The 24,934-nt window shown below is 44.1% G+C and carries 11 protein-coding genes; 10 read left to right on the top strand and 1 reads right to left on the bottom strand.

Annotated elements, in window-relative coordinates; genetic code table 11:
- Positions 1 to 48: 48 nt before the first annotated feature.
- The 7 genes from QUA57_RS11055 (at position 49) to clpP (ending at position 18,406) form a co-directional block, all read left to right on the top strand.
- Complete coding sequence (locus QUA57_RS11055; protein WP_333060881.1) at positions 49 to 5,577, top strand: ATP-binding sensor histidine kinase; 5,529 nt, start codon at positions 49 to 51, stop codon at positions 5,575 to 5,577.
- A 48-nt stretch (positions 5,578 to 5,625) separates the two neighbouring features.
- Positions 5,626 to 7,038 carry an adenylate/guanylate cyclase domain-containing protein gene (locus QUA57_RS11050; protein ID WP_333060879.1) on the top strand — a complete coding sequence of 471 codons (1,413 nt, stop codon included), beginning with the start codon at positions 5,626 to 5,628 and terminating at the stop codon, positions 7,036 to 7,038.
- A gap of 156 nt (positions 7,039 to 7,194) precedes the next feature.
- Positions 7,195 to 8,415, top strand: coding sequence for a heparan-alpha-glucosaminide N-acetyltransferase domain-containing protein (locus QUA57_RS11045; protein WP_333060878.1), 1,221 nt, complete (start codon positions 7,195 to 7,197; stop codon positions 8,413 to 8,415).
- Positions 8,416 to 9,074: 659 nt separating this feature from the next.
- Positions 9,075 to 12,965: an adenylate/guanylate cyclase domain-containing protein gene (locus QUA57_RS11040; RefSeq protein WP_333060876.1), complete on the top strand. Its 3,891-nt coding sequence runs from the start codon at positions 9,075 to 9,077 to the stop codon at positions 12,963 to 12,965.
- Positions 12,966 to 13,027: 62 nt separating this feature from the next.
- Complete coding sequence (locus tag QUA57_RS11035) at positions 13,028 to 15,280, top strand: carotenoid oxygenase family protein (protein ID WP_333060873.1); 2,253 nt, start codon at positions 13,028 to 13,030, stop codon at positions 15,278 to 15,280.
- Positions 15,281 to 15,411: 131 nt separating this feature from the next.
- Positions 15,412 to 17,529 (top strand): carotenoid oxygenase family protein, encoded by a 2,118-nt coding sequence (locus QUA57_RS11030; RefSeq protein WP_333251097.1) that lies wholly within the window; start codon positions 15,412 to 15,414, stop codon positions 17,527 to 17,529.
- A gap of 244 nt (positions 17,530 to 17,773) precedes the next feature.
- Positions 17,774 to 18,406 (top strand): ATP-dependent Clp endopeptidase proteolytic subunit ClpP, encoded by a 633-nt coding sequence (clpP, locus tag QUA57_RS11025; RefSeq protein WP_333060908.1) that lies wholly within the window; start codon positions 17,774 to 17,776, stop codon positions 18,404 to 18,406.
- 214 nt (positions 18,407 to 18,620) lie between these two features.
- Here clpP and QUA57_RS11020 read toward each other — a convergent pair whose 3' ends face one another.
- Positions 18,621 to 19,631, bottom strand: a complete 1,011-nt coding sequence (locus tag QUA57_RS11020; RefSeq protein ID WP_333060871.1) for a hypothetical protein — start codon at positions 19,629 to 19,631, stop codon at positions 18,621 to 18,623.
- A gap of 880 nt (positions 19,632 to 20,511) precedes the next feature.
- On the opposite strand from QUA57_RS11020, the gene QUA57_RS11015 reads away from it, so the two are divergent.
- From QUA57_RS11015 to QUA57_RS11005, 3 genes are all read left to right on the top strand, one after another.
- Positions 20,512 to 22,878 carry a ribonuclease R family protein gene (locus tag QUA57_RS11015; RefSeq protein WP_333060906.1) on the top strand — a complete coding sequence of 789 codons (2,367 nt, stop codon included), beginning with the start codon at positions 20,512 to 20,514 and terminating at the stop codon, positions 22,876 to 22,878.
- Between the two features lie 398 nt (positions 22,879 to 23,276).
- Positions 23,277 to 23,900 (top strand): flavin prenyltransferase UbiX, encoded by a 624-nt coding sequence (locus tag QUA57_RS11010; RefSeq protein WP_333060870.1) that lies wholly within the window; start codon positions 23,277 to 23,279, stop codon positions 23,898 to 23,900.
- A gap of 136 nt (positions 23,901 to 24,036) precedes the next feature.
- Positions 24,037 to 24,921, top strand: coding sequence for a LapA family protein (locus QUA57_RS11005; protein ID WP_333060868.1), 885 nt, complete (start codon positions 24,037 to 24,039; stop codon positions 24,919 to 24,921).
- Positions 24,922 to 24,934: the final 13 nt, after the last annotated feature.

The following is a 24,934-nucleotide window of genomic DNA, read 5'->3' as shown; positions in this document are numbered from 1 at the left end:
AACATTTAAAATTGTATAACCAGATATTTCAAATTCCCCCCAAATATCATGATTTATATCCCTGGATACCGCATTGACAAAGAACTTTATACAAACCCTCACACAGTTATTTATCGAGGGATGCAGCTTGAGGAACAAAAACCCGTTATCCTCAAAACTCTCACCCCGACATACCCTACCCCAGCGCAAATATCCCAACTCCTGCACGAATCCGAAATTCTTAAAAATTTGAGTTTGCCCGGAATAGTCAAGCTTTACAAAATAGAAACATACAATCACTTTCCTGTTTTAGTTTTAGAAGATTTTGGTGGGATTTCCCTAAAAGACTTTCTCAGCAACAACCAGCTAGAGTTACAACAATTTCTGCATATTGCCATCAAACTAGCAGAAACTATTGGTCAACTTCACGAACACCACATTATCCACAAAGATATTAAACCCAGCAATATTATTGTCAATATCGAGACAGGAGATGTCAAAATTGCTGATTTTGCGATCGCCTCCCTGCTACCGGGCGAAAACCCCGCCCCCAGCGATCCCCATTTACTCGAAGGCACTCTCGCTTATATGTCTCCTGAACAAACGGGACGCATGAATCGGGCGATCGACTACCGCACCGATTTTTATTCTTTAGGCGTCACCTTTTATGAAATGCTGTGTGGCGAATTGCCTTTTCATGCGATCGATCCCATGGAATTAGTACACTGCCATATTGCCAAAACGCCAGTTTCTCCTTGTGAAAACAGAAAGCAAAAAGTAGAAAGCAGAAGCCTCGAAGGCAGAATCAATCAAGTAGGAACCAAGGAGATTCCTCAAGTCGTTTCCGATATCGTCATAAAACTCTTAGCAAAAACAGCCGAAGACAGGTATCAAAGTGCTTTCGGACTTTTGTACGACTTGGAAAATTGTCTCGATCAACTGCAAACAACAGGCGAAATTTCTCACATAACCCTCGGCGAGCAAGATCAGTCGAGTCACCTGCAAATTTCGCAAAAATTTTACGGGCGAGAAGCAGAAGTTAATATGCTTCTCAGTATCTTCCAGCGGATGAGGCGAGGCAATACAGAAATTGTGCTCATTTCTGGTGGTGCAGGTGTGGGCAAATCGTCGTTATTATATGAAGTCTACAAGCCGATTCGGCTGGAAAACGGGTATTTTATTGACAGCAAATTTGAGCAATTTAAGCGCGATATTCCCTACGCTTTTTTGCTCCAAGCTTTTCAAGATTTGTTGCGACAAATTTTCACCGAAAATGCCGCAGAAATCCATGTTTGGAAAGAAAAAATTTTAAAAGCACTCGGCGGTAACTGCCAAGTAATTATTGAAGCTATTCCCGAATTAGAACTGATTGTGGGGCCGCAGCCCCCCGTCCCAGATTTAGGAGCCAATGAATCTCAAAATCGCTTTAATTTAGTATTTCAAAACTTCATCCGCGTTTTTGCTAAAAAAGAACACCCCCTAGTAATTTTTCTGGACGACTTGCAGTGGGTCGATTCAGCCTCTCTCAAGTTAATAGAACTGCTAGCAACTGACCTGGAAACTCAATATTTATTAATAATTGGAGCTTATAGAGAGCAAGAAGTAGATCCAAATCATCCTCTAATGCTGACCGCCTCAGCAATTAAAAAAGCAGGCGGCACTGTAAGGGCGATCGCCCTTCCGCCTTTAGATATAAGCAGCGTCAACCAATTCGTTGCCGATACTTTGAACTGCGCCCCAGAAAAATCCCTAAGTTTAGCAGAATTGCTTTTGCGAAAAACCGCTGGAAATCCATTCTTTTTAACTCAACTTATAAAATTTCTTTACTCAAAAAACTTAATTAAATTTAAACTTTCACCCTCTAATAATTGGGTCGAGCTAGCTGAGTCTAACCTGTCGGGCTTAGCGCAACCAATCTCTGATCAAATTGTGAAAAAAGGCGATCTCACAGGCGAGTGGCAGTGGGATATCGAACAAATACAAGAAATGGCAATAACTGACAATGTTGTCGAATTAATGATAGATAACATTCAGAAACTTTCAGAGAATACCCAGGAACTGCTTAAATTAGCCGCTTGTATCGGAAACAAATTTGATTTAATAACTCTCTCGACAATCGCCGAAAAACCTCTGGCGTCGGCAGCAACAGACCTCGGTGAGGCAATTCATTCCGGCCTAATCTTGCTCGTGAATAACGCCTACAAAATTCCGATCGCACTAGCAGTAAATACAGAAGTAACAGACACAATATCTAGAGAGTTTACGGATGAATTGTCGCTACCAGTGGCTGATATTCCTAGCGCAACTTACAAATTTTTGCACGAGCGAGTGCAGCAAGCAGCTTATGCTTTAATATCCTATTCTCATAAACAAGAGATTCATCTCAAAATAGGCAAAGTTCTGCTGCAAAACGCACCGCCAGAGCAATTAGAAGAGCATATTTTTGATACCGTAAACCAACTAAATTATGCCAAACAAATCATCAGCAGCCAGTTAGAACAATTTCAATTATGCCAATTAAATTTAATTGCAGGCCGCAAAGCAAAAGCAAGTGCAGCTTACGAACTTGCCCTGAAATATTTAACCGCAGGTATTGAACTGCTGCCCCCGGAAAGTTGGCAAACTGACTACGACTTCACACTTGCACTCTACGAGTCAGCAGCAGAAGCTGCTTACCTCAATACCCACTTTGAGCCAATGGAAAAATGGGCGAGAGTTGTCCTGCAACACGCAAAAAATGAACTAGACAAAATCAAAGTGTTTGAAATCAGAATCATAGCTTGTGCGATGCAAACCAAACTCCAAGAATCGGTAAAAATTGGTCGCGAAGCACTAACAATGTTAGGGATAAACTTTCCCGAATCGCCGATTCCCCTCCACATTCAGCAAGCACTGGCTAAAACCGCAGCTTATTTAACCGGAAAGACAATAGAAGATTTAATTAACTTGCCGATTATGACAAATCCGCACAAGTTAGCAACGATGCGCGTGCTTTCCAGTATGTTTTCAGCTACATTTATAGTTGAACCTGTGCTGCTGCCGCTAATTGTGTGCGAGCAAGTGAATTTATCTATTAATTACGGAAACTCTACTTTTTCTGCCTTCGGTTATGCTAATTACGGAGCAATTTTAAAAGGAATAGTTAGAGATATTGAGTCTGGCGATCGCTTTGGTCAATTAGCTTTAAATTTGAGCGATAGATTAAATGCGTTAGAATTCAAAAGCAAAACGCTTAATTTAGTAGCATTCATTTTGATGAACGGCAAGCATCACGTTAAAGACTCTTTGCCGCTATTAGAGGACGCCTATCAAAGCGCGCTACAAAATGGGGATTTAGAATGTGTTGGATATGCAGCGGTAAATATTTGTCAGTCTTTGTATTTCATCGGTCAAGAATTGCCACAACTGGAACGGAGAATGGTAAGTTACAACCATTTGCTGTTTCAACTCAAGCAAGAAACTGTATTGACTTGGAATCAAATATATCGGCAAACTATTTTGAAATTGATGGGACAATTGGAAAATTCACACCTTGTATTAGGTGAAGCATACAGCGAAGAAAAATTGTTGTCGCTGCTGTTGAAAGCTAACGATCGGGTGGGATTACAGCACTTTTATGTGCAAAAATTAATACTAGCGTATTTATTTGGAGATACCGCTACAGCGCTAGAAAATGCAGCGCAAGCCGAAGTATATTTAGACGGAGTTGCAGGCTTTATTAATGTTTCTGAATACCAGTTTTACGATTCTCTAGCGCGCCTAGCAGCCTATCCATCTGCCACAAATGAAGAACAAGAAGAGCATATTTTTTACGCTGTCAGTAACCGGAAAAAACTCCAACAAAAAGCGCTTTCGGCGCCTATGAATCTTCAGCACAAATGCGACTTACTTACGGCAGAAAAAGCGCGCGTTTTGGGCAATGTTGTGAGAGCAATGGAATATTACGATCGCGCAATTGAAGGAGCCCAAGAAAACGGATACATACAAGTCCAAGCACTAGCAGCAGAATTGGCAGGAGCATTTTATCTATCCATAGGACGAGAAAAAAATTCTAAAACTTACTTGACAGAAGCGCGTTATTGCTATCAGCGCTGGGGAGCAACAGCCAAAGCAGCGCATTTAGAATCGAAATACTCGCACTTGCTAACTTCAAGCTCGATTTCAACTAATATTGAAACTCACAAATCTACCAGCAGTGCTTCCACTACGAACGACAGTGCAGGCGTGCTAGACTTGACCACAGCAGTTAAAGCATCGCAAACCTTAGCCGGCGAAATAGTTCTAGACAAACTGCTGGCAAAAATGATGAAAATTGTTATTGAAAATGCGGGGGCGCAAAGAGGCTTTTTAATACTAGAAAAAGAGGGTCAATGGGTGATTGAAGCATCAGGATCTGTAGATGTCGATCGCGTTGCTGTCATGCAATCAATTCCGATAGATTTTGTAGCCGACGATCGAGAAGTAACTTTGCTGGCAGTTGCAGTTGTGAATTACGTCGCTCGCACCCAGGAAAGTATAGTTTTAAACGATGCCGCCCGCGAAGGACAATTTACTCGCACACCCTATATAATGGCCGTTCAACCTAAATCAATTCTTTGCACTCCGTTAATTAATCAAGGCCAACTCACTGGCATTCTATATTTAGAAAACAACCTGACTACAGGCGCTTTTACACCAGACAGGTTAGAAATATTAAAACTGCTGTCTTCTCAAATTTCTATCTCCATCGAAAATGCCCAACTTTACGAGAACTTGCACCAATTCAATCACAATCTCGAAAATTTAGTACAGCAGCGTACCTCCGAGCTCTCCCAAACTTTAGAAGACTTAAAATCGGCTCAAAATAAACTGGTAGAGTCGGAAAAAATGGCTGCCCTCGGCGGGTTGGTTGCAGGTGTTGCCCACGAAATCAATACTCCCATCGGCATCGGCATCACCGCCGCCTCCCTGCTTGCTGAAAAAGCCACAAAGTTTTTTGAGGTTTACAGTAACGGCCAAATAAAACGTTCCGAGTTAGAAAAGTTTCTGGATACCGCCGTGCAAAGCAGTAATATGATCTTATCTAACCTCACGCGGGCAGCCGACTTGATTCACAGTTTTAAAGAAGTAGCTGTAGATCAGTCGAGCGAGTTAAAACGCACGTTTAATGTTAAAAACTATCTAGAGGAAATTTTGACATCCTTAACAGCCAAACTAAAAAGAACTAAGCACAAAATACAGATTAAGTGTGATGAAAATATTGTAGTGGACAGTTACCCCGGCGTAGTGTGTCAAATTGTGACAAATCTGGTGTTGAATTCCCTAATTCACGCCTACGATGGAGAAGAGGAAGGAATTCTGGCTTTTGATTTCAAACTAGAGGGCGATCGGCTAATATTTGAATATGCCGATAACGGCAAAGGAATTGACCCAGAAAATCTAAGTAAAATTTTTGAACCGTTTTTTACCACCAAAAGAGGTCAGGGAGGCACGGGATTGGGACTGCACATTATTTATAACCTTGTTACTCAAAAACTAAAAGGCACAATTAACTGCACAAGTCAAGTAAATAAAGGCACAAAATTTATGATTGAATTTCCCGCTAAAATGAGCAATTAGTTATGAGACCGCCAACATGGATATAAGTTTTATATAGGAGAAAGATATATGTCAGAAGCTAGTAAAAACCTGTTGGCTCCAGGCGATGACGAATTAATCGCGGCGGGCGACGATGAATTAATATTTGCCGAGGAAGACGAGGCGGAAGAAAAACCGCCAGAAGAAAGTTGGAAAATATTAATTGTAGATGATGAAATAGAAATTCACAATATTACTAAACTAGCGTTAAACGATTTTAAATTTGAAGGGAAAAGTATAACTTTTATCAGCGCTTACTCAGGAAAAGAAGCTAAAGAAATAATCCAAAATAACTACGACATAGCCTTAATTTTACTCGATGTAGTTATGGAAACAGACGAAGCAGGCTTGGAAGTAGTTAAATACATCCGCGATATTTTAAATAATCAAGTAGTCCGGATTATTTTACGCACTGGACAGCCCGGGCAAGTACCAGAAGATGTAGTAATTGTCAGCTACGATATTAATGATTACAAAACCAAAACAGAACTTACTAACAAAAAACTATTTACCACAGTAGTCACCGCACTGAGAGCATTTAGATCGCTCAATCAAATCGAATCCAGCAAAAGCGAATTAGAAAAAATTGCAGCCGCATCAGCCCGTTTTGTACCCCGTGAATTTTTGAAGTTTCTCAAAAGAGAAAGCATCGTTGATGCCAGACTAGGAGACTCTGTACAAGCAGAAATGACGATTATGTTTGCCGACATTCGCTCATTTACAAGTCTGTCAGAAAGTATGTCTCCCCGAGAAAACTTTGAATTTCTTAACTCTTACTTAAGCCGAGTTGGCCCAGTTATCCGCGAGTACAACGGTTTTATAGATAAATATATTGGTGACGGGATTATGGCTTTGTTTCCTAACAGGGCTGAAGATGCTGTGCAAGCAGCAATTGAGATGCAGCAGCAAGTTAAAATTTATAACAGACACAGGCAAAACAGTGGCTATCAACCTATTTCGATAGGGATTGGTTTGCATACGGGGACTTTAATGTTAGGTACGATTGGCGAAGCGGAACGAATGGAAAGTACGGTGATTTCTGATGCCGTTAATTTAGCTTCCCGCGTGGAAGGATTGACAAAGCTTTATGGAGTTGCTATTGTAGCTAGCGTCCAAACCCTTTGCCGGATAGACGATCCTCAACATTACAAGTGCCGATTTCTCGATCGCGTTCAAGTCAAAGGCAAACAAACACCTGTTGCTGTATTTGAAATTTACGATGGCGACTCGGCGGCAATGATCGAACTAAAAGCACAAACTCAAACTTATTTTGAACAGGGGATTTTTTTTCACTACCAGCAGCAATTCGCGCAAGCAAGGCAAATGTTTCTGCGCGTTTTGCAAATCAACAAGTATGATAAGGCAGCAGCTTTTTATGCAGAACGCTGCGAGATGTTGATGAAGAATGCAGTCATTATGACTCTGGAAGGAATTGAAATTTAGCTAATTGGTAATGGGGCATTGGGCATTGGGCATTGGGCATTGGGCATTGGGCATTGGGCATTGGGCATTGGGCATTGGGCGGAAAAGAATTAGGAAATGGGCATCCGCTAAGATAGTGAACAGTGAACAGTGAACAGTGAACAAATAACTTAATTTATGCGCTTCAAATCCCTTGATGTTTTTCGCGGAATTGCGATCGCCTCGATGATTCTAGTCAACAACCCCGGCAGTTGGGAACAGGTGTATCCACCGCTAAAACACGCAGAATGGCACGGCTGCACCCCGACAGACTTAATATTTCCGTTTTTCTTGTTCATCGTTGGCTGCGCGATGTCTTTCTCGCTGTCTAAATATATTCAAAATTATGCAAAAACTGGTAGAGAAACCTCAAAAATTACACAAACAAAGGAAAAATCAGAATCCGCCAAAAATCCTCTTCCTTCTTCCTTATTCCTTCTTCTCTCTTCAAATATTTACTGGCGAATTGCCCGCCGCGCCGCGATTCTATTTATATTAGGATTGCTGCTAAATACATCTTCGATCGCCCTTGACGTACTTCTCAACAGCGCCCCGCTTGAAAACTTCGGTAAAATCCGCATCATGGGAGTATTGCAGCGCATCGGCTTAGCTTATTTCATCAGTGCGATCGCCATTCTCAACCTTTCCCCCCGCCATCAAAAACTGCTCGCGGTTGCCGTGCTTTTGGGCTATTGGGCTGCATTAACCGTAGTGCCTTTAGGGGGGTACACTGCCGGCGAACTCACGCCAGAAGGAAATTTAGCAGGATATGTCGATCGGCTAATTCTTGGCAGCCAGCATCTTTACAAAGGCGGCCCCTTCGATCCAGAAGGACTGTTGAGCACCTTACCCGCAGTTGTAACAGTCCTGATCGGCTACTTTACCGGAGAATGGCTGCGTGTGCAGCCAATCAAAACCCGCACCAGTATCAACTTAGCCATCTGCGGCCTCAGTTGCGTGGTAATCGGCCACTTGTGGGGATTGTTATTTCCGATCAACAAACAACTTTGGACAAGTTCTTATGTAGTTTTTACTGCTGGCTGGGCCTTGCTATTGCTAGCAGCTTGCTACGAAACAATTGAAGTGCGGGATTGGAAATGGGGGAGGCCGTTTGAAATCATGGGATTGAATGCAATTTTCCTGTTTGTTGCTTCCGGTATAGTTGCCAGAATTATCTTAAAAACTCATATCGGTACTGGTGCAAATGCTCCAACCACTTACACTTGGATTTATAAAAACTGGTTTGTGCCGTGGGCGGGGTCGCTGAATGGTTCTCTAGCGTTTGCCGTGACTGCGGTATTATTTTGGTGGTTAATTTTGTATGGAATGTACCGCCGTGGTTGGGTGATAAAAATTTGAGTCAAACAGTTGAGTAATACCAAATTCGGGTTGGATCTCCCCTCAGCCATTAACATAGCTTGCGATATAGCTTAAGCGGGCGAAGTTTCTGGGAACCATCATAAATGGGGTAAATAAGCCGGGTTTGGTATAACAAGTAGGTGGTTGGCAAGTAATGAGTAACAAAACTTAACCCTCAAAGGCTCTTGATTATAATACTGTTTATAATACATTTATAGAAATTATGCAAAAACAACGTATTTCTGTCATTACGAGCCAAGGGAAGTAATCGGAACCGTTTGTTTTGAGCCTGATAGTGCGTAAGTCCTGATTTACTTACATCTTTGTTGATATCAATTCCCTGTTATTGGAGCAGGGGTTGCAATCCGAGGATGTGAGTTAATTAATAGTACGTATACTATCGCAGGAAGATAAATAGCCTCTATTAGTTAATAAATTAGTTCAACAGCTTGGCGTAAAAAGCCTAACCTTTTCACTTGATATAATGGTTTCATGTTTTTTCCGCAAGCCCTACCTAGACGTTAACTACGCTACGAACGGCTGAAGAAATAGAGCGTATATACATAGATGGGGAATGTTTGCTGTCTTCAGGGTGCGTAATTTGTTAGACTCTTTGAAGTATACCGCCAATTGTACTATTAGTCTTTGTGTGACGAATTATGCCTACTTTTGTTGAAAACCTTGCCAGTTTTTTACCGATTCGTGTCTTAAATTGTTTTGCTGCAGATCCTACTCCTCTTGCTTCTCCGGCTAGTGGGTCTTTTGAGGCAGCAGTGTTATTTGTTGACATCTCTGGTTTTACTGCTCTTACTGAACGTCTTGCTCAAAAAGGTTCTATTGGAGTTGAAGAATTAACGACTCATTTAAATGCTTATTTTGGTCAATTAATTGAATTAATAATAGCACATAAAGGAGATATTATTAAGTTTGCTGGCGATGCTATGTTGGCGATTTGGCCGGCGGAAAGTTTGTCTTTAGATCTAGCGACTTATTGTGCGGCGCAATGTGCTTTGGCGATTTTAAATGATTTGGGTGAATATCAAGCAGCCAATGCCCAGTTGCGATTGCATATTGGTATTGGGGCGGGTAACTTAAAAGAGTTTTACATCGGCGGAACGAATGGCCGATGGGAGTATCTTGTGGCGGGGGAACCTATTGCTCAAGTGGCGCTTGCAGAAACTGCTGCGGGTATAGGTGAAGCTTGTTTGTCCCTGACGGCTTGGGAGTTAATCAAAGACCAGTTTGTGGGAGAATTATTAGCTTCAAATGTGGTGCGTCTGGAGGGATTTAATCTTTTAAAGTCTGTTGCGGATAGAAGGTTTCTAAATCTAGTTGAGTCGGCTCAGTTCGCGATTTATGATGAGATGCAAGAACGACTGGAAAGATATGTAAGTTTGGGGGTTTTGCAGCGTTTAAAAGTAGGTCAAACTGATTGGTTAGGCGATTTGCGACGAGTGAGTGTGATGTTTTTAAATTTGCCTGAGATGGATTATGATGCGGAGGGGGCTTTAGATTTTATTTCAACTACACTTAATGCTATCCAAAATATTTTGCAAGTTTATGAGGGGACGTTAAATAAGTTTTTGGTGGATGATAAAGGTAGTACATTGGTGATTGGTTTTGGTTTGCCGCCGTTTGCCCATGAGGATGATTCGGTGCGTTGTGTGATGGCGGGAATGGCGTTATTAGAAAACTTAAGAAGTTTAGGATTGCAACCGAATATAGGGATCGCGACTGGTACTTGTTATAGTGGTGTAATTGGCAGCGAGCAACGTCGAGAATACACGATTATCGGGGCGGTTGTGAATTTAGCGGCGCGATTGATGCAGGCGGCGAAAGACGGAATTTTGTGTGATAAAGGGACGTTTGAGTTGGCCAAAGAAAAAATACAGTTTGAATCGTTAACTCCGATTAAAGTTAAAGGTATAGAAGAAGTCGTTCAAGTATTTTGTCCGCTTGGGGATGTGCGTAAAGATTTGCCTTGGTGGATGGCAGGAAAAACGGAAAAGTCGATTGTGGGGCGGGAAAAAGAACGGTTGTTGTTAGGAAATAAATTAGAGCAGTTGAAAGCGGGTATTTCTGGGGTGGTTATGATTTGTGGGGATGCAGGAATTGGGAAGTCTTGCTTGATAGAAAATTTGCTTTTGCAGGCGCAAGAATTGGGGGTCGGAAGTTTGGTTGGTGCGGGGGATGCGATCGCTCGATCGAAGCCTTATCATGCTTGGAACGAGGTATTTAGTCACTTGTGGGATTTGTCTTTTTTACCCGATTTAGAGGCGAAAAAACGTCAGGTTTTAGATTTATTGGAGGATGAACCGCAATGGTTGGAAAAAGCGCCACTTTTAAATGGGGTTTTGGGTTTAGATTTGCCGGATACAGAGGTATCGGCTGGGTTGGTGGGGCAGCAACGGGCGGAAGCGACGCGGGATTTGTTGGTGCAATTGTTGCAGGATTCGGTCAATCGCTCTCCTAAGTTGCTTGTTTTCGAGGATGCCCATTGGTTGGATTCGTCAAGTTGGGCGCTGATTTTGGCGGTGGCGCAGAAGGTGAAGCGCTTGTTATTGGTGATAGGGACGAGACCAATGGGTGAGCCGATGCCGGAGGAATACGATCGAGTGCTGATGATAGAAGGGGTAGAACAGTTGCATTTGGAAGCAATGCCGGCTACAGATACGCGACTGTTTTTGTCTCAGCGTTTGGGGGTAAAAAGTTTGCCCGATCGCGTGGTGGAGTTAATTGAGAAAAAAACAGAAGGAAATCCGTTTTTTAGTGAGGAATTGGCTTATGGTTTGCGCGAGGCGGGGGTGATAGAAATTCATGATGGGGAGTGTCGGATTGCTGCGGGGGTTGGTAATTTGAGTGAGCTAAAGTTTCCTGCTACGGTGCAGGGGGTGATTGCTTCGCGGATCGATCGGCTTTCTCCTAGTGAACAGCTTACATTGAAAGTGGCGAGCGTGATTGGTAGGTCTTTTGGATTTCAGTTGTTGCGAGATATTCATCCTATTGAGGAGGATAAGCCTGAGTTGCCTAATTATTTGATGAAGTTACAGCGGTTCGATCTTACCCCGATGGAGACGCCAGAGCCGGATTTGGGGTATATGTTTAAGCATATTATTACTCAGGAAGTGGCTTATGGTTTGATGTTGTACTCGCAGCGCCGGCAAGTTCATGAATTTTTGGCGTTGTGGTATGAAAGAAGTGATGAAGAGTTGTCGGGGTTTTATGCGATTTTGGCACATCATTGGAGTAAAGCGGGGGTTGCAGAAAAGGCGATTTTTTATTTAGAAAAGGCGGGGGAGCAGGCGGTGCGGGCGCACGCTTTGCGGGAGGCGCTGGGGTTGTTTACAGAGGCGTTGCAGTGGTTAGAAACCTTGCCGGGTACGGTGGAGAGAAAAGAGCAAGAATTGCGGTTGCACATAGCTTTGGGTGCGCCGCTAACGGCAATTAAAGGTTATGGTTCGCCTGAATTAATTAAAACTTTTACCAGAGCGCGGGAATTGGCGCAAGAACTCGGAGAAACAGCGAATTTTTTTCCGATGTTGTGGGGGTTATTTGCAGCCCATATTGGGCAAGGAGATACAAAAACCGCCGGAGAATTAGCACAACAACTTCTTTGTCTAGCCGACAATTCCCAAGATTCGGCAATGCAGGTAACTGCTCATCATTCTATGGGTGCGAACTTGCTTTATATGGGAGATTTAGTTCAGGCTCAATTTCACCTAGAACGGTCTTTATTCTATTACGATGATCAAAAACATTCTTCCCTTGCTTTTATTTATGGACAAGATTCGGGGGTAGCGAATTTTGCTCTTCTATCAATATGCTTGTGGTTACGTGGTTATGGTCGGCAAGCTCTTGAGAAAAAGGAACAATCCTTGAGTTTAGCTAGAAAGATAGGACACCCGTTTTCTTTGGCCCTTGCTTATTTCTATGAAACTCAGATTTATCACTACTTACAAAATCTACCTAGTACCCAAAAATATGGGAAAATGACAATTAATTTCTGCATGGAAAACGAGTTTTATTTCTGGGGGACTTTGACGAGTATTGTCGTGGGTTCGGCAAACCAGCAGTCAGGACAAATCGAGTTAGGTTTGACACAAATGCAGCAAAATTTAACAGCTTATTTAAGCCTGGGGACAAGATTAGGACAAATTTATTATATGATGTTGACGGCTATCGGTTATCTGAATGCTGGTTTGGTGGAAGAATGTGTAAGCTTGATTGATAAAGGTTTGGAATTAGCAGACCCAACGGGCGCTTATTGGAAAGCCGAACTCTACCGGATCAAAGGTGAAGCGTTAATTATGCAATCAAAAGATGCAGAGGCGGAAATTTGTTTTCATAAAGCGCTTGAAGTTGCTCGCTCTCAGGGTGCCGTGTCTTTGGAACGACGGGCGATTATAAGTTTAAGCGAATTTTTACACCGCTGTGGCAAAACCGAATCTGCACGGCTATCTATGACACAGCTCGATCTAAATGCTGAAGAATTTGACCCAGTGGATCGTAAAAAGGGGATGACATTGCTTGCAGCGATCGGTTATTGTTGAGCTATGCAGCCAGATGGCTGCTTAAACTATAGTTTTCCCATCTTTTCACTAGAATTATAACCATGACTCAACCCACTCTCAAAGCGACTGAAAGTTTAGATAATGTTTCTAGTCAGTCGGATAAATCACATTTTCCGCAGGCGATGTTGTCTGTGAGTCGAGAAGAATTTGATGCTTTGCAATTGACGGTAAAACAAGGGCTAACAGAAATCTCTACTGAACTGCCACCAGATTTAACAGGATATGTCTTTATTGTGGGACCGGCAGGTTCGGTTGATTCGCCCCCCAAAAAACCCAATTCTCCACACATTGTTGACCCCAGTACAAATGGCTGGACTCCTCTATATAACGGCGATGGAATGCTTTACCGCATTGGGTTTGAAAATGGCAAGGCTCATTTGAAAACACGCATTGCCAAACCCCTTAGTTATTGGGCAGATAAATATACTTATGAAAATTCCAACTATGCAAATTTAGGCTTTAAAGATTTTGGCATTGCCCGTGCTTCTCTAGCTTTGGGGGTTACTTCCCAACTCAGTGTTACATTAACGCCTTTTAAAAAATACCAAGCCGATCCTTATCGTTTGTTAATTACTGTGGATATGGGCCGCTCTTACGAAGTTGACCCAAACACTATGGAAGTGGTACAGCCAATAGGTTTAATTAAAGATTGGAAAGCTGTGAACCCGCTGTTTCCCAAGCAACCTTTTCCGCTGAGTATGAGTTGCGCTCATCCGTGTTTTGACTATAGCACGGGAGAGTTATTTACAATTAATTTAGGTCGCTCAATCTCTTCATTTTTACCAACTTTGCGACAATTTCTTTACCAGCTACGGATTTTAACGAAACCTTTGAAGAAATCTTTAGGGTCAAAGAAGACAACCAGTCCTCTGGATGGGTTCATAGAATGGCTGAGCAACTTATACAAAAATATCCTCAAAGCGTTTTTAAGTTTAGGCAAAGCGATTTATCAACTCCTCGAAAAAATATACAAAACTGTCCTGCAAATATTGAACGCCTTTGCTAAGGATGATTTTGTTGAATTAGTGTGTTGGCGGGGAGAAGAAAACTTTGACAGGTGGAAAGTCGTTTTACCCAATGGCAAGCCGATTAAAGTCAAACAAACCTTGCACCAGATGGGTCTGACTAAAAATTACATTGTTTTGGCAGATACAGCGTTTAAAATTGCTTTAGAAGAACTTTTATTTGCTGAACATTGGGAATTAATTGAAGAAATAGAATTTTTGATTCGAGAGTTAACAGACATTCCCCAATTAGCAGATACAAAAGTGTGGATTGTTCCTCGGGAAAAATTAATACCTGGAGAGAAAACAGTCACAGCGCACGAAGTTATTATCCCTCGCGAAATTGCTCATTATGTCGTTGAATATGAAGATGCAGATGGCATTGTTATACATACGGTTCATAGTTGTGCTTGTGATGCGGCGGAGACAATTCGCCGTTTTGATAAGTCAGTCTATAGCGATGTCGAAATCAATAACCGAATGCGAAGTTTACCCGGCGTTTTAGTGAGTGGAATGGACGTGGGTATCATTGGATGTCATGTTATTGACCCTGCAAAACTCCCTAGTTCTGATGCTGTGAGATCCTGTTTAATTGAACGTGATTTTAGTTGGGGAGATCCGGTGTATGCCTATAGGGAAATGACGCTGAAGCAGCCCGAAAAAATTGATGATATTTACTGGATCTTTTTTGGAGCCTGGGAAGAACTGTTGCCGCAGTTTGTTGGGGATATTTATAAGGATTATAAATATCGTAAATTCCCCATCAGTAAAGTGAAAGCCATCAGCCAAGAAGGCAGAGCAAGTACGTTATGTCGGGTTCATGTTGAGCGCAAAAAGAATGGTCAGCAAGGCTTAGAAATTGAACTGACCACGCCAGATTATTATGAGTTTCCAGCAGGCCACTTTGCCAACTCTCCCCAGTTTGTGCCGCGTCAGGGAGGGGATAGCAGTTCAACAGATGGTTATCTGATTTGTGTGGTTCTTTCGGATCGTAATGATGGCTCTAATAACAGTGAACTTTGGCTGTTTGATGCCGCAAATTTAAAGAGTGGCCCCAAATACAGGCTGTGTAGTGAACAAATCAATATTGGGTTTACAATTCACACAACTTGGTTGCCAGAAGTAGTTTCGCCGCCAAAGTCAGATTACAATGTGCGAGAGGATTATGAGCCTATGGTGCTGGAAGTTGTGAATAAATATTTGCAGTCAAGGAATCTAGAAACAAAGAAAATGGGTGAGGATATTCGAGCGTTGTTTGATGAAATTTACCAGCGATTTGAGGGCAAATAAAAATCTTTAAATTCAGCAATTTTTGCGAATTTTTTTTCTGGTAATTTTCGGGGTAGGGTTGGGTTTTCACACGGTAAACCCAGCCTAATCTGTACACCACTACAAGTTTTTATGTGACCATGAATACTCAAATGAACCCTGCTTTTTCAGAGATGACGAAAAACTACCCTCTGTATGTACCACAAGCAGTAATGGTGGCGAAGCGGTGTGAATTAACCGAGCTTGAGCTAAATATTATTGAGGGAAAATTACCGGAGGATTTGCAAGGTCATGTGTTTATTGTGGCACCGGCCGGCTCGGTTGATTCTCGTGGTTTACCCTATCCTGATGGAACTCCAATTTTCAACGGCGATGGCATGATTTATCGCATTGATTTTAATACTCAACAACCAGCAAAAATCACGACACGAATTGCAAAAACTCCCTGTTATTATGCCGATGAAGCAACAAAACGCCGAAGCGAATATCACAAATATGGGTTTCAAAATCACGGACTCACTCGTTTTTCTATGGCCTTGGGAGTTCGCAATCAATTAAACACGGCATTTGTAAAATTTAAAACCTCTGAAGATACAAATGACCGGCTGTTAGTTACTTATGATGCCGGTCGTCCTTATGAAATTGATACGGAAACTTTGGAAGTTGTAACGCCGGTGGGTGCTAATGCAGAGTGGCGGCCTGAAGTTTCTTTATCTATGCCATTTGGGCCAGTCTTGAGTACGGCGCATCCTTTTTTTGATGCGGAAACCCAGGAAATGTTTACGGTGAATTATGGCAGATCAATGGGGAATTTCATGCAAGCAATTCCGTTTATTTATGAGGCAGAAAAGCTACCTCATGCCATCAAAAAACTTTTAGAATTGATTTTCAATTTTCTCAATACCCTAAACGTTATTAAGTTTTTACTTAACTGGATTGCTAAAATTATTTGGGAGGCTTTTAAGTTAATTAGTAGCATTTTTGAAAATGTTTTCAAATTTAAAATGCAAAATTTCGTTTATTTAATGCGCTGGAATGGTAGCGGCCATATTGAACGATGGAAATTGGTTTTGCAGGATCGTTCCCCGGTGGTTATCCACCAAAGTCTGCATCAAATAGCTGTGACTCGTAACTATGTGATTTTGATGGATACAGCGTTTGGTGTTGGGATAGCGGAAATTTTTACTAACCCACTTCCCAACAGAAAACAAACAGAAAAATTTCTGAGAGATATTTTATCGCGTCCACTTTCTCCCGATTCTTATGTGTACATTGTCCGCCGCGAACGACTGATAGGAGGACAGCAACCGGCTTATTCTAAACAAGAAGTTGAAGTTGTGGCAAAACAAGTAGTAATTCCTCTTGAAGCCTTTCATTTTGCGGCTGATTATGACGATTCAAACGGAAAAATAACGCTCCATATAGGACATATTTGTGCTGCGGATTCGGGGGAGTGGTTGCGTATTTTTGACTCTGGGGCTGATAGCGCAAAAACACCTGTACCGTCACGCTTGTATGGAATGCTCAGTGGTGAGGCAGATATTAGCCGGCTGGGACGTTATGTTATTGATGTAGAAAGTGGACAAGTGGTTGAATCAAATGTCATTTCAGATGATAAGTTAACGTGGGGTATGGCGCTGAACACCTATTGCGATACATTGCCATCTGGTAAAACTGCTGAAAAAATAAAAAATATATACTGGAATTCGGATGGATTCTGGCCTGAATTGCTAACAAAATTTATTTTAAACTTGTATAAAGACTATAAATATCGAGTGGTGTCAAATGAGGATTTGCTAAAACTTTTAGATCGACAGGAAGGAAAGCCCGCTTGTTTGTTGCGCCTCGACACTCAAGAAATGAAAATAGCTGATGCGTTTGTGTTTATGCCAGAAATTGAAGCCGATAATAAAGCCCAAGGATACATGATAAACTCCCCGCAATTTGTCCCGCGTGCAGGGGGAAATGGAGATTCGACAGATGGCTATATTGTCTGTACAATTTACTTGAAAAACTCGTCAGAAATTTGGGTTTTTGATGCAAAAAACTTGGTCGGGGGGCCGATTTGTAAGTTAGGTCATCCTGAATTAAAATTTGGGTTTACGCTACACACAGCTTGGTTACCAAAAATTGCTAAACGCACAGCAAGTTACAATATTTCTGTTGAGGAAGATTATAAAGATGTAGTTGCACAGCAGCCGGCAGAAATTCAAGAATTATTTGAGAAGGAAATTTACCCGCATTTTAAATCGAAAAACCCCTCAGTTTGAAGTCTGATAAGGACAGATTGACATCCTCCCCCGCGTCAGCCCACGGGGATTCCTAAGAATCGCTTACTTAGGTTTCTGCTTCGTAATAGATCGCCCTTGGATCGGAAATCCGATCGCACCCCCGCCACAATTTCCCCAAATGACCGCCCCAATCCCTTCCAACTAAAGGATTTTGCCGATTTCTCGATCGCGCGCCACCCCTCCCTAACTATAAATGAACCCAAATCGCTAAAATTAAAAAAAGATACGTAATAGGCAGGCCCGGTCAATGATCCCAACCGTTATAGAACAATCCGGTCGCGGCGAACGCGCCTTTGACATTTACTCGCGACTCCTGCGCGATCGCATCGTCTTCTTGGGCCAACAGGTTGACTCAGACTTAGCCAACCTGATCGTTGCCCAATTGCTATTTTTAGACGCCGAAGACCCGGAGAAAGATATTTACCTCTATATCAACTCCCCAGGGGGTTCGGTAACAGCAGGTATGGGCATTTTTGACACCATGAACCACATCCGCCCCGACATTTGCACTATTTGTCTCGGTTTGGCCGCCAGCATGGGCGCTTTTCTGTTGAGTGCCGGCGCTAAAGGCAAGCGGATGAGTTTGCCTCACTCCCGGATTATGATCCACCAACCTCTAGGCGGAGCTCAAGGACAAGCAACCGATATTGAAATTCAGGCCAAAGAAATTTTGTACCACAAGCGCCGCCTGAATGAACATCTTGCCAACCATACCGATCAGCCCCTTTCCCGCATTGAAGAAGATACCGAACGGGATTTCTTCATGTCGGCTGAAGAAGCAAAGGACTACGGATTAGTCGATCAAGTGATCGATCGCCGTCCTTCCGCCAGCCGCCCGATCGCCGCTGTCGTCTAAATGAAAAATTAAAAATCAAAAATGAGGGAATATTCTTCATTTTTGATTTTTAATTTTTAACGGTCATATAGCAGTTTTCAGTAGAGTGAATTACAGATGCTGGGGTGCATGATACGGCGTCATAATTAAGTCCTTACTGTATTTCATACAATTGAAAACTGCTATATGTAGCTTTTTCTAAAAAAACATCACACCTAGAAACCCTACATAATTACTAGGGCAAAGATTCGAGATATTGTAGGAAGTCGAGCAATTCTACTTGATTTAAGAAATGGCGCGCTTCTTTGCCATAACCTTGTTTGAGATAATCTTTTCCTTGGTTGGGAGTCCAGCCCAACCGCTTGATTTCCTCAGTGGTTCTGCTGTAGATTTCCAGATATTCTAGAAAATCTACTAACTGTTCGCTAGAAAGCTCTCTCTGGGACGACTTGCCGTAATTTTGTTCGAGACAGTCGCTTTCCTGTTTTTTCTTCCATTGCAGGCGTTTGAGGATGGCGTCTATTTCGGCGATCGTATCAGAATTATCCTCGATCGCATCGCTGGGGATTCCCACTGCGATCGGTTGCAATTCCCTGACTTCGGCCGCACCCTGTAGCAGTTCACTTTGGCTAGAAGTCGGCACCTCCAGTTCCTGAAGTGGTTCGCCGTAGCTAGAAGAAAGCCAAGCATCCGAGTCTAACTGCTTTGGTACAAATCCAGTAGCCTCCGCGCGATCGACCGTTGGCGGCAACGGTTCCGGTACAGGTGCGATCGGCTCTTCATTTAATTTCGCTTCAGTCTTGACAAAATTGCTTTGATCTGTTGGCGGCAACTTGTCAGCAACAGGCATTTCTAGAACCGGGAGAGCAACACTTGTGGGCCCAACAGGAACCGGAACAGCAGCAGGAGGGGGAGGGGGAACAGCAGCAACCGGGGAAACAGCAGCAGGAGGGGGAACAGCAGCAACCGGGGAAACAGCAGCAGGAGGGGGAACAGCAGCAGCAACCGGAGCCGGATCAACACTCGCGATCGCACGCTCGGGCGCAGCAAATCCGAGGACAGCGATCGCTCGCAACCGGGCGCGGTCTTCCGCATCCTCAACAGACTCAGCAGCCGACATAGCAGTAGCAAGAGTTTTGCCGTCAACCTGAACCAGACAGCGAACAACAAACTTACCGTTATGAACAGTCAGCAACTCACAGATTAACTGTCCAGCGGGATAAAGGGCGCGAAATTCAGCAAACATAATTTTTTGACCCCGAAACCAGAAGGGGCTTATGACTTAAGTGTAGTACAGCCCAAAGAAAACAATTTTCTGAAAGCACCTATTCAACATACAATAAATTAAAGGTGAGTCATCCGCGCAACCTTTCACGCCACTAAACCCCATCCCACATCCGGCAGTTTAAGCTAACAAGCACCGGGCGTCATTTCTACCTATAGGAGATGGCACAGCAACTAAGCAAAAGTAGTAAAAGTCTCCGGTTTTGTGTACCTTGCACTTTCTACAGCACAGATTGCTCCCGACTCGCTCGTTGCACCTCGGTCCGCAAGGACAGATCGCGTGCAAAAAAACAAGGGCATCGCAGCAGCGAGCTACTAGCAATTTTGCCTTAAAGATCCGGTAAATTCTTTGCTAAAGCAAGAAGCAAGAGGCACTTCAAAAGGAAGAAGGAACAAGGCAGAAGGAAGAAGGCAGAAGGAAGAAATGCAAATTTTATCCCTCTCCATCCCTCCATCGGCTCATCCTCGACTCAAGCCGTCGCTTTCAGTATCGAGCCATCTTTTAAGAACCGACAGGGGCTTTCTAATTTGCGAAGTGCTCGGCGCTGTTGACCTAAAAGCAAACAAACCAACGCTAAAAAATTGTATTGGGGAATAGCGTGCGGGACATTTGTCTGCACCGTCAGCAGTCAGTTCAAGACAGACAGCAGACAATTAGCACGAAGCCGGTGTCGGGAGAGAATCTCAAAAAAACGTCGCGATCAAACAAGGTGGCTGTGCTCGCGTCTCCACCTATCAACCCGCGCATTTGTTGGGAAGCAGGCACTGCGAGGGCCCGAGGGAGTGCGGCTGATTTCGCCAAAATTAGACTAATTGCTGGAAACAAGAGGATCGATCGCTACATGGAATTTTCTATCGCTGCACTGCTGGCAAATTTTACAGAAGACAAATTAGTGGCCCCTAAAGCATTGGAGAAAAAACTCGACTGCAACGACGCCACCAGTCAACTCAAACTTCAAATCGCATTAGAAGCTCTAGAGAAAATTGGCATATTAGTCAAAGACAAAGGCCGCTATCGCCGAGTAGCTGAAGACGACGTAGTAGAAGCAAAACTGCGCTGTTCGAGCAAAGGATTTTGCTTTGCAATTCAAGACGCCGAAGGCTCAGAAGACGTTTATGTGCGGGAAAGTCACCTCTCGACAGCTTGGAATGGCGATCGAGTCTTAGTCAAAATCATCAAAGAAGGTAGCCGCCGCCGATCGCCCGAAGGCGAAGTCATGCTCATCCTCGAACGCGCCAACCCCTCGGTACTGGCACGAGTCAAGCAAACCGCCACCCCCACCGGCCGCGTCAGCTACAGAGCAATCCCCCTGGACGATCGCCTGTTGTTTGAACTAGACTTGCTCGCAAATGGCACAAATCTTCAAGAGGCGATCGACCACCTAGTACACGTCGAAGTCAAGCGCTACCCCCTCGGCACGCACCGCCCAGTCGGCAAAGTAGTACAGGTACTCGGTTCCGACGCCGAAGCCGCTGACGACCTCGACATCGTATGCTGCAAACACGACTTGCCGCGATCGTTCCCCGCCGCCGTCATCAAAGCAGCCGAAAATTTGCCCAGCAAAGTCAAAAAAACCGACATCAAAAAACGGCTAGATTTGCGTAACATTCTGACTGTTAGCTTCAGCAAAAACGTACCGGGAACAACCAACAGCGAAAACAATGTTCCTCAAGCCCAGGAGGAAAATCTCTCCGAAGGAGGAGCCGAAAACGAGTTTGATCCGACCTCATTCCTCTCCGATCCACCAGTGGAACGCGCTTTGTCGATCGAAACCCTGAAGCCCGGCCGCTGGCAAATAGGAATCCACATCAGCGACGCCGCCGAGTACGTGCAGCCAGAAACCCCGATCGACCGCGAAGCCCGCAAGCGAGGCACCGCCGCCCATCTGGGAGAAAAAATCATCGCCGTACTGCCAGAAACCCTCAACGAGCGCTGTTCTCTGCTGCCAGACACAGAACGGCTGGCATTTAGCATACTGCTAACCCTAGACGAATCAGGAGAACTCCTAGAATACGAAATTCAAACCAGCGTCATTCAAATTGACTACCACCTCACCTACGAGCAAGCTCAAGCAATTCTCGAACCAGGCGATGCCGAAGAGCACCCTTTATCCTCCGCCCTCCGTCCTTTCCTCGATCAAATCGGTGCCGCCTCACAGGCTGCCAGACAGACAAGGCTCAAGCGAGGAGCTTTTGAACTAAATTTGCCCGACGCTAACTCTCACTTCGACGACGAAGGCGAATTAGGAGCTTTTGCAGTCGCTACCCCTGCTCAGTCGGCTGTCTCCGAGTTAGTCGTACTCGCCAACCAAGCTGTCGCCACCCACCTGCAAGCCTTGGGAGTCCCAGCAATTTACCGCGTCCAGCCGATGCCAGATCCGGCAGACATTCAAGAGTTCATCAAACTCTCCAACAACCTCGGAGGCGAACTGTATCTCGAAACCGAAGAAGAAGTTTTACCCTTGGACTTTCAGCGATTTACCCAGCAGTTTGCCGGCCTTAAGTCCGAAAGAGTTCTCACCTACCTGCTAGAAGACACCATGAAGCCCGCTGTTTACAGCACAACTCCCAAGCCGCACTTCGGTTTGGCGTTGTCAGAGGGTTACACGCGCTGCACTTCGCCGCTTTCCCGCTACGCCGATTTGTTGATACTGCGGGTGTTGCAAGCGGTGTTCGAGCAAGGCCGCAGCAGCCGCACAACACGGGCTAAGGAAAAAGTTGACTTGCACCATTCCTCCTGTCACGGTCAAATTACTTGGAATGTTCTCCCCCCAGATTTGCACCACGAATTTGAAACAGAGTTTGCATCGGCCGTGGTACACCTGACGGAACGCGAAAGGGTTGCTGAGGATGCCGAAAGCGATTTGCAGGGATTGAAGAAAACCGGATTGATGAAAGAACGCACTGGCCAAACTTTTCAGGGTTTGATTACAGGTGTACAGTCTTACGGTTTCTTTGTGGAAATTGAGGTGCGGCCGCCGGAGAGCGACATCTTGCGTGTTGAAGGATTGGTGCACGTTTCTTCGCTAAAGGATGACTGGTACGAGTATCGATCGCGCCAGCAAACTCTAGTGGGTCGCAAAAACCGCAACCAGTACCGTTTGGGCGATCGGGTAGAAGTTCAAGTCAAGAGTGTTGACTACTACCGCCAGCAAATTGATTTAGTTGCAGTTGGCGGCGGCAGTCAAGCTTTTGATGATGATGAATAATCAGTTGACAGTTGACTGTTGACTGTTGATTTTCCTCAATACTTAGTTGTCATTGTCTAGCAACTAAGTATTTAGAGGGGGGCGGCAAACTATACTCAGCAATCATCAATAAATAATTAATGACTAATATCAAATCCGATAGCATCGGATTTTTAAAATCTAGTCAATAGTTAGCAATCACGGACGGTGCAACCGGAATTTATATAATTTCTCTGCGTTAATCTGTGTTAATCTGCCTGTATCTGGGGTAAAAAAAGATAATTTATTAACTGCAGATGACAAGGGATGGAGGCTGATTCACGCCGATTAATAGAAGAGAGATAGGAATAATTCCGATGCTAAGAGATTTGATATAACAACTAATTACTAACAGTCAACAGTCAACTAACAAATAACTAATGACGAATAACTACCCCCTCATTGTAGGAGTTACCGGTGCATCGGGACTGATTTATGCCGTGCGAACTCTAAAGTTTCTGCTGGAAGCCGATCGCGCGATCGAACTGGTCGCTTCCAAGTCTACTTACATGGTTTGGCAAAGCGAACAGAACACCCGAATGCCTGCAGAGGCGACGCTTCAAGAGGAATTCTGGCGGGAACAAGCAGGAGTAGCCACAATGGGTAAACTTCGGTGCCATCCCTGGCAAGATGTCGGTGCTAATATTGCTAGTGGCTCCTTTCGCACCCAAGGGATGATCGTTATTCCCTGTAGCATGAGTACGCTGGGCAAATTGGCGGCTGGCTTGAGTTCGGATTTGCTCGAAAGAGCGGCCGACGTTCAGCTCAAGGAGGGGCGAAAATTGGTACTCGTGCCTCGCGAAACGCCTTTTAGCTTGATTCACCTGCGGAATTTGACTACCTTGGCGGAAGCTGGAGCTAGAATTGTACCAGCGATTCCTGCTTGGTATCACAATCCGCAAACTATTGAAGATTTGGTAGACTTTGTGGTGGCTCGCGCTTTAGACCAGTTGGGGATTGATTGCGTTCCTCTCAAACGCTGGAAGGAAGAAGAAGGGAGTTAGTTGATAGTTGACAGTTTGTTATTTGTTATTGATGATTTGTTAGTTTTAATTAGCAATTACCAATTAGCAATTACCAATTAGCAATTACCAATTAGCAATTACCAATTACCAATTACCAATTACCAATATTTTTAATATGCGACCTGTATTTTTGCTAGTAATTGTGGTGGGGTTAACTATTTTTGCCCTGCAAAATGTGGAGCCGGCATTATCGCTGGTGTTTTTGGGAGTTCGATCGCCTGCTTTACCTTTATCTATCTGGATTCTGCTGAGCATGGTGGTGGGAGCTCTCACATCTTTATTGATTTCTGGTTTGCTGGCTTTTTCAAATTACCTATCTGCAACGCGAGTCCGCACCGGCCGCGACAGTCGCAGTCGTCCCGATACTTTCCCCGAAGACGGGAGGACACCTTACACGCCACCTCCCCCTCCTAGAAAACAGGGAATTGACCCGGATCTGAATAGGGAAAATAGCCAAACTCAGGCTCCTGGTTCCTACCGAACAGAGTACGGCACATCGTCTGGTTACAGTGCCCGGACTTTCCAGCAAGAAACTCCAAACCCCGATGGGGCGAAGGATTACGCTCAACCGGGGACTTATGCAGCAGCAGACGATGAGGACGATTGGGTCTCAGATAGCTCAAAATCAGGCTCTCAAGGGGGTGATGACGATTGGGGGGACGATCGCGGTTTTCCCGATCGACCGCAGGTAAATGATGTTCCAGCGGCAAATCCGAGGGCTTACGAAGCTCAGCAGGAACCGAAAAGCAAATCTTGGGCTGGCTCAGTATATTCTTACGGCTATAGAGATCCGAGCCAGTCTGGGGTGGGGCAAACTGAGTCGGTATACGATGCGGAGTATCGAGTGCTGGTTCCTCCGGGAGGGGAGATTCCTAAACCCGCTGATGAAGCACCAATAAATCCTCTTGCAGAAGCAGAGGAGGATTGGGGACTGGATGAGGGTGATGAGTTTGATGACGAGGATAGCCCCAGTGGCGGCTCGATTAACCTGAAAAAATAGAAAAATATCGGAG

This window comes from Microcoleus sp. Pol7_B2 (assembly GCF_036701035.1).
In the GTDB taxonomy this organism is placed as follows: Bacteria; Cyanobacteriota; Cyanobacteriia; order Cyanobacteriales; family Microcoleaceae; genus Microcoleus.
The sequence above is the reverse complement of the archived record's forward strand: the minus strand, read 5'-3'. Positions and strand labels throughout refer to the sequence as shown.

Excerpts from the sequence above, each read along its gene's own strand:
- QUA57_RS11015 (WP_333060906.1), top strand. The coding sequence starts at position 20,512 with ATGGAATTTTCTATCGCTGCACTGCTGGCAAATTTTACAGAAGACAAA.
- QUA57_RS11050 (WP_333060879.1), top strand. The coding sequence starts at position 5,626 with ATGTCAGAAGCTAGTAAAAACCTGTTGGCTCCAGGCGATGACGAATTA.
- QUA57_RS11045 (WP_333060878.1), top strand. The coding sequence starts at position 7,195 with ATGCGCTTCAAATCCCTTGATGTTTTTCGCGGAATTGCGATCGCCTCG.
- QUA57_RS11035 (WP_333060873.1), top strand. The coding sequence starts at position 13,028 with ATGACTCAACCCACTCTCAAAGCGACTGAAAGTTTAGATAATGTTTCT.
- QUA57_RS11005 (WP_333060868.1), top strand. The coding sequence starts at position 24,037 with ATGCGACCTGTATTTTTGCTAGTAATTGTGGTGGGGTTAACTATTTTT.
- QUA57_RS11030 (WP_333251097.1), top strand. The coding sequence starts at position 15,412 with ATGAACCCTGCTTTTTCAGAGATGACGAAAAACTACCCTCTGTATGTA.
- QUA57_RS11020 (WP_333060871.1), bottom strand. The coding sequence starts at position 19,631 with ATGTTTGCTGAATTTCGCGCCCTTTATCCCGCTGGACAGTTAATCTGT.
- QUA57_RS11055 (WP_333060881.1), top strand. The coding sequence starts at position 49 with ATGATTTATATCCCTGGATACCGCATTGACAAAGAACTTTATACAAAC.
- QUA57_RS11040 (WP_333060876.1), top strand. The coding sequence starts at position 9,075 with ATGCCTACTTTTGTTGAAAACCTTGCCAGTTTTTTACCGATTCGTGTC.
- QUA57_RS11010 (WP_333060870.1), top strand. The coding sequence starts at position 23,277 with ATGACGAATAACTACCCCCTCATTGTAGGAGTTACCGGTGCATCGGGA.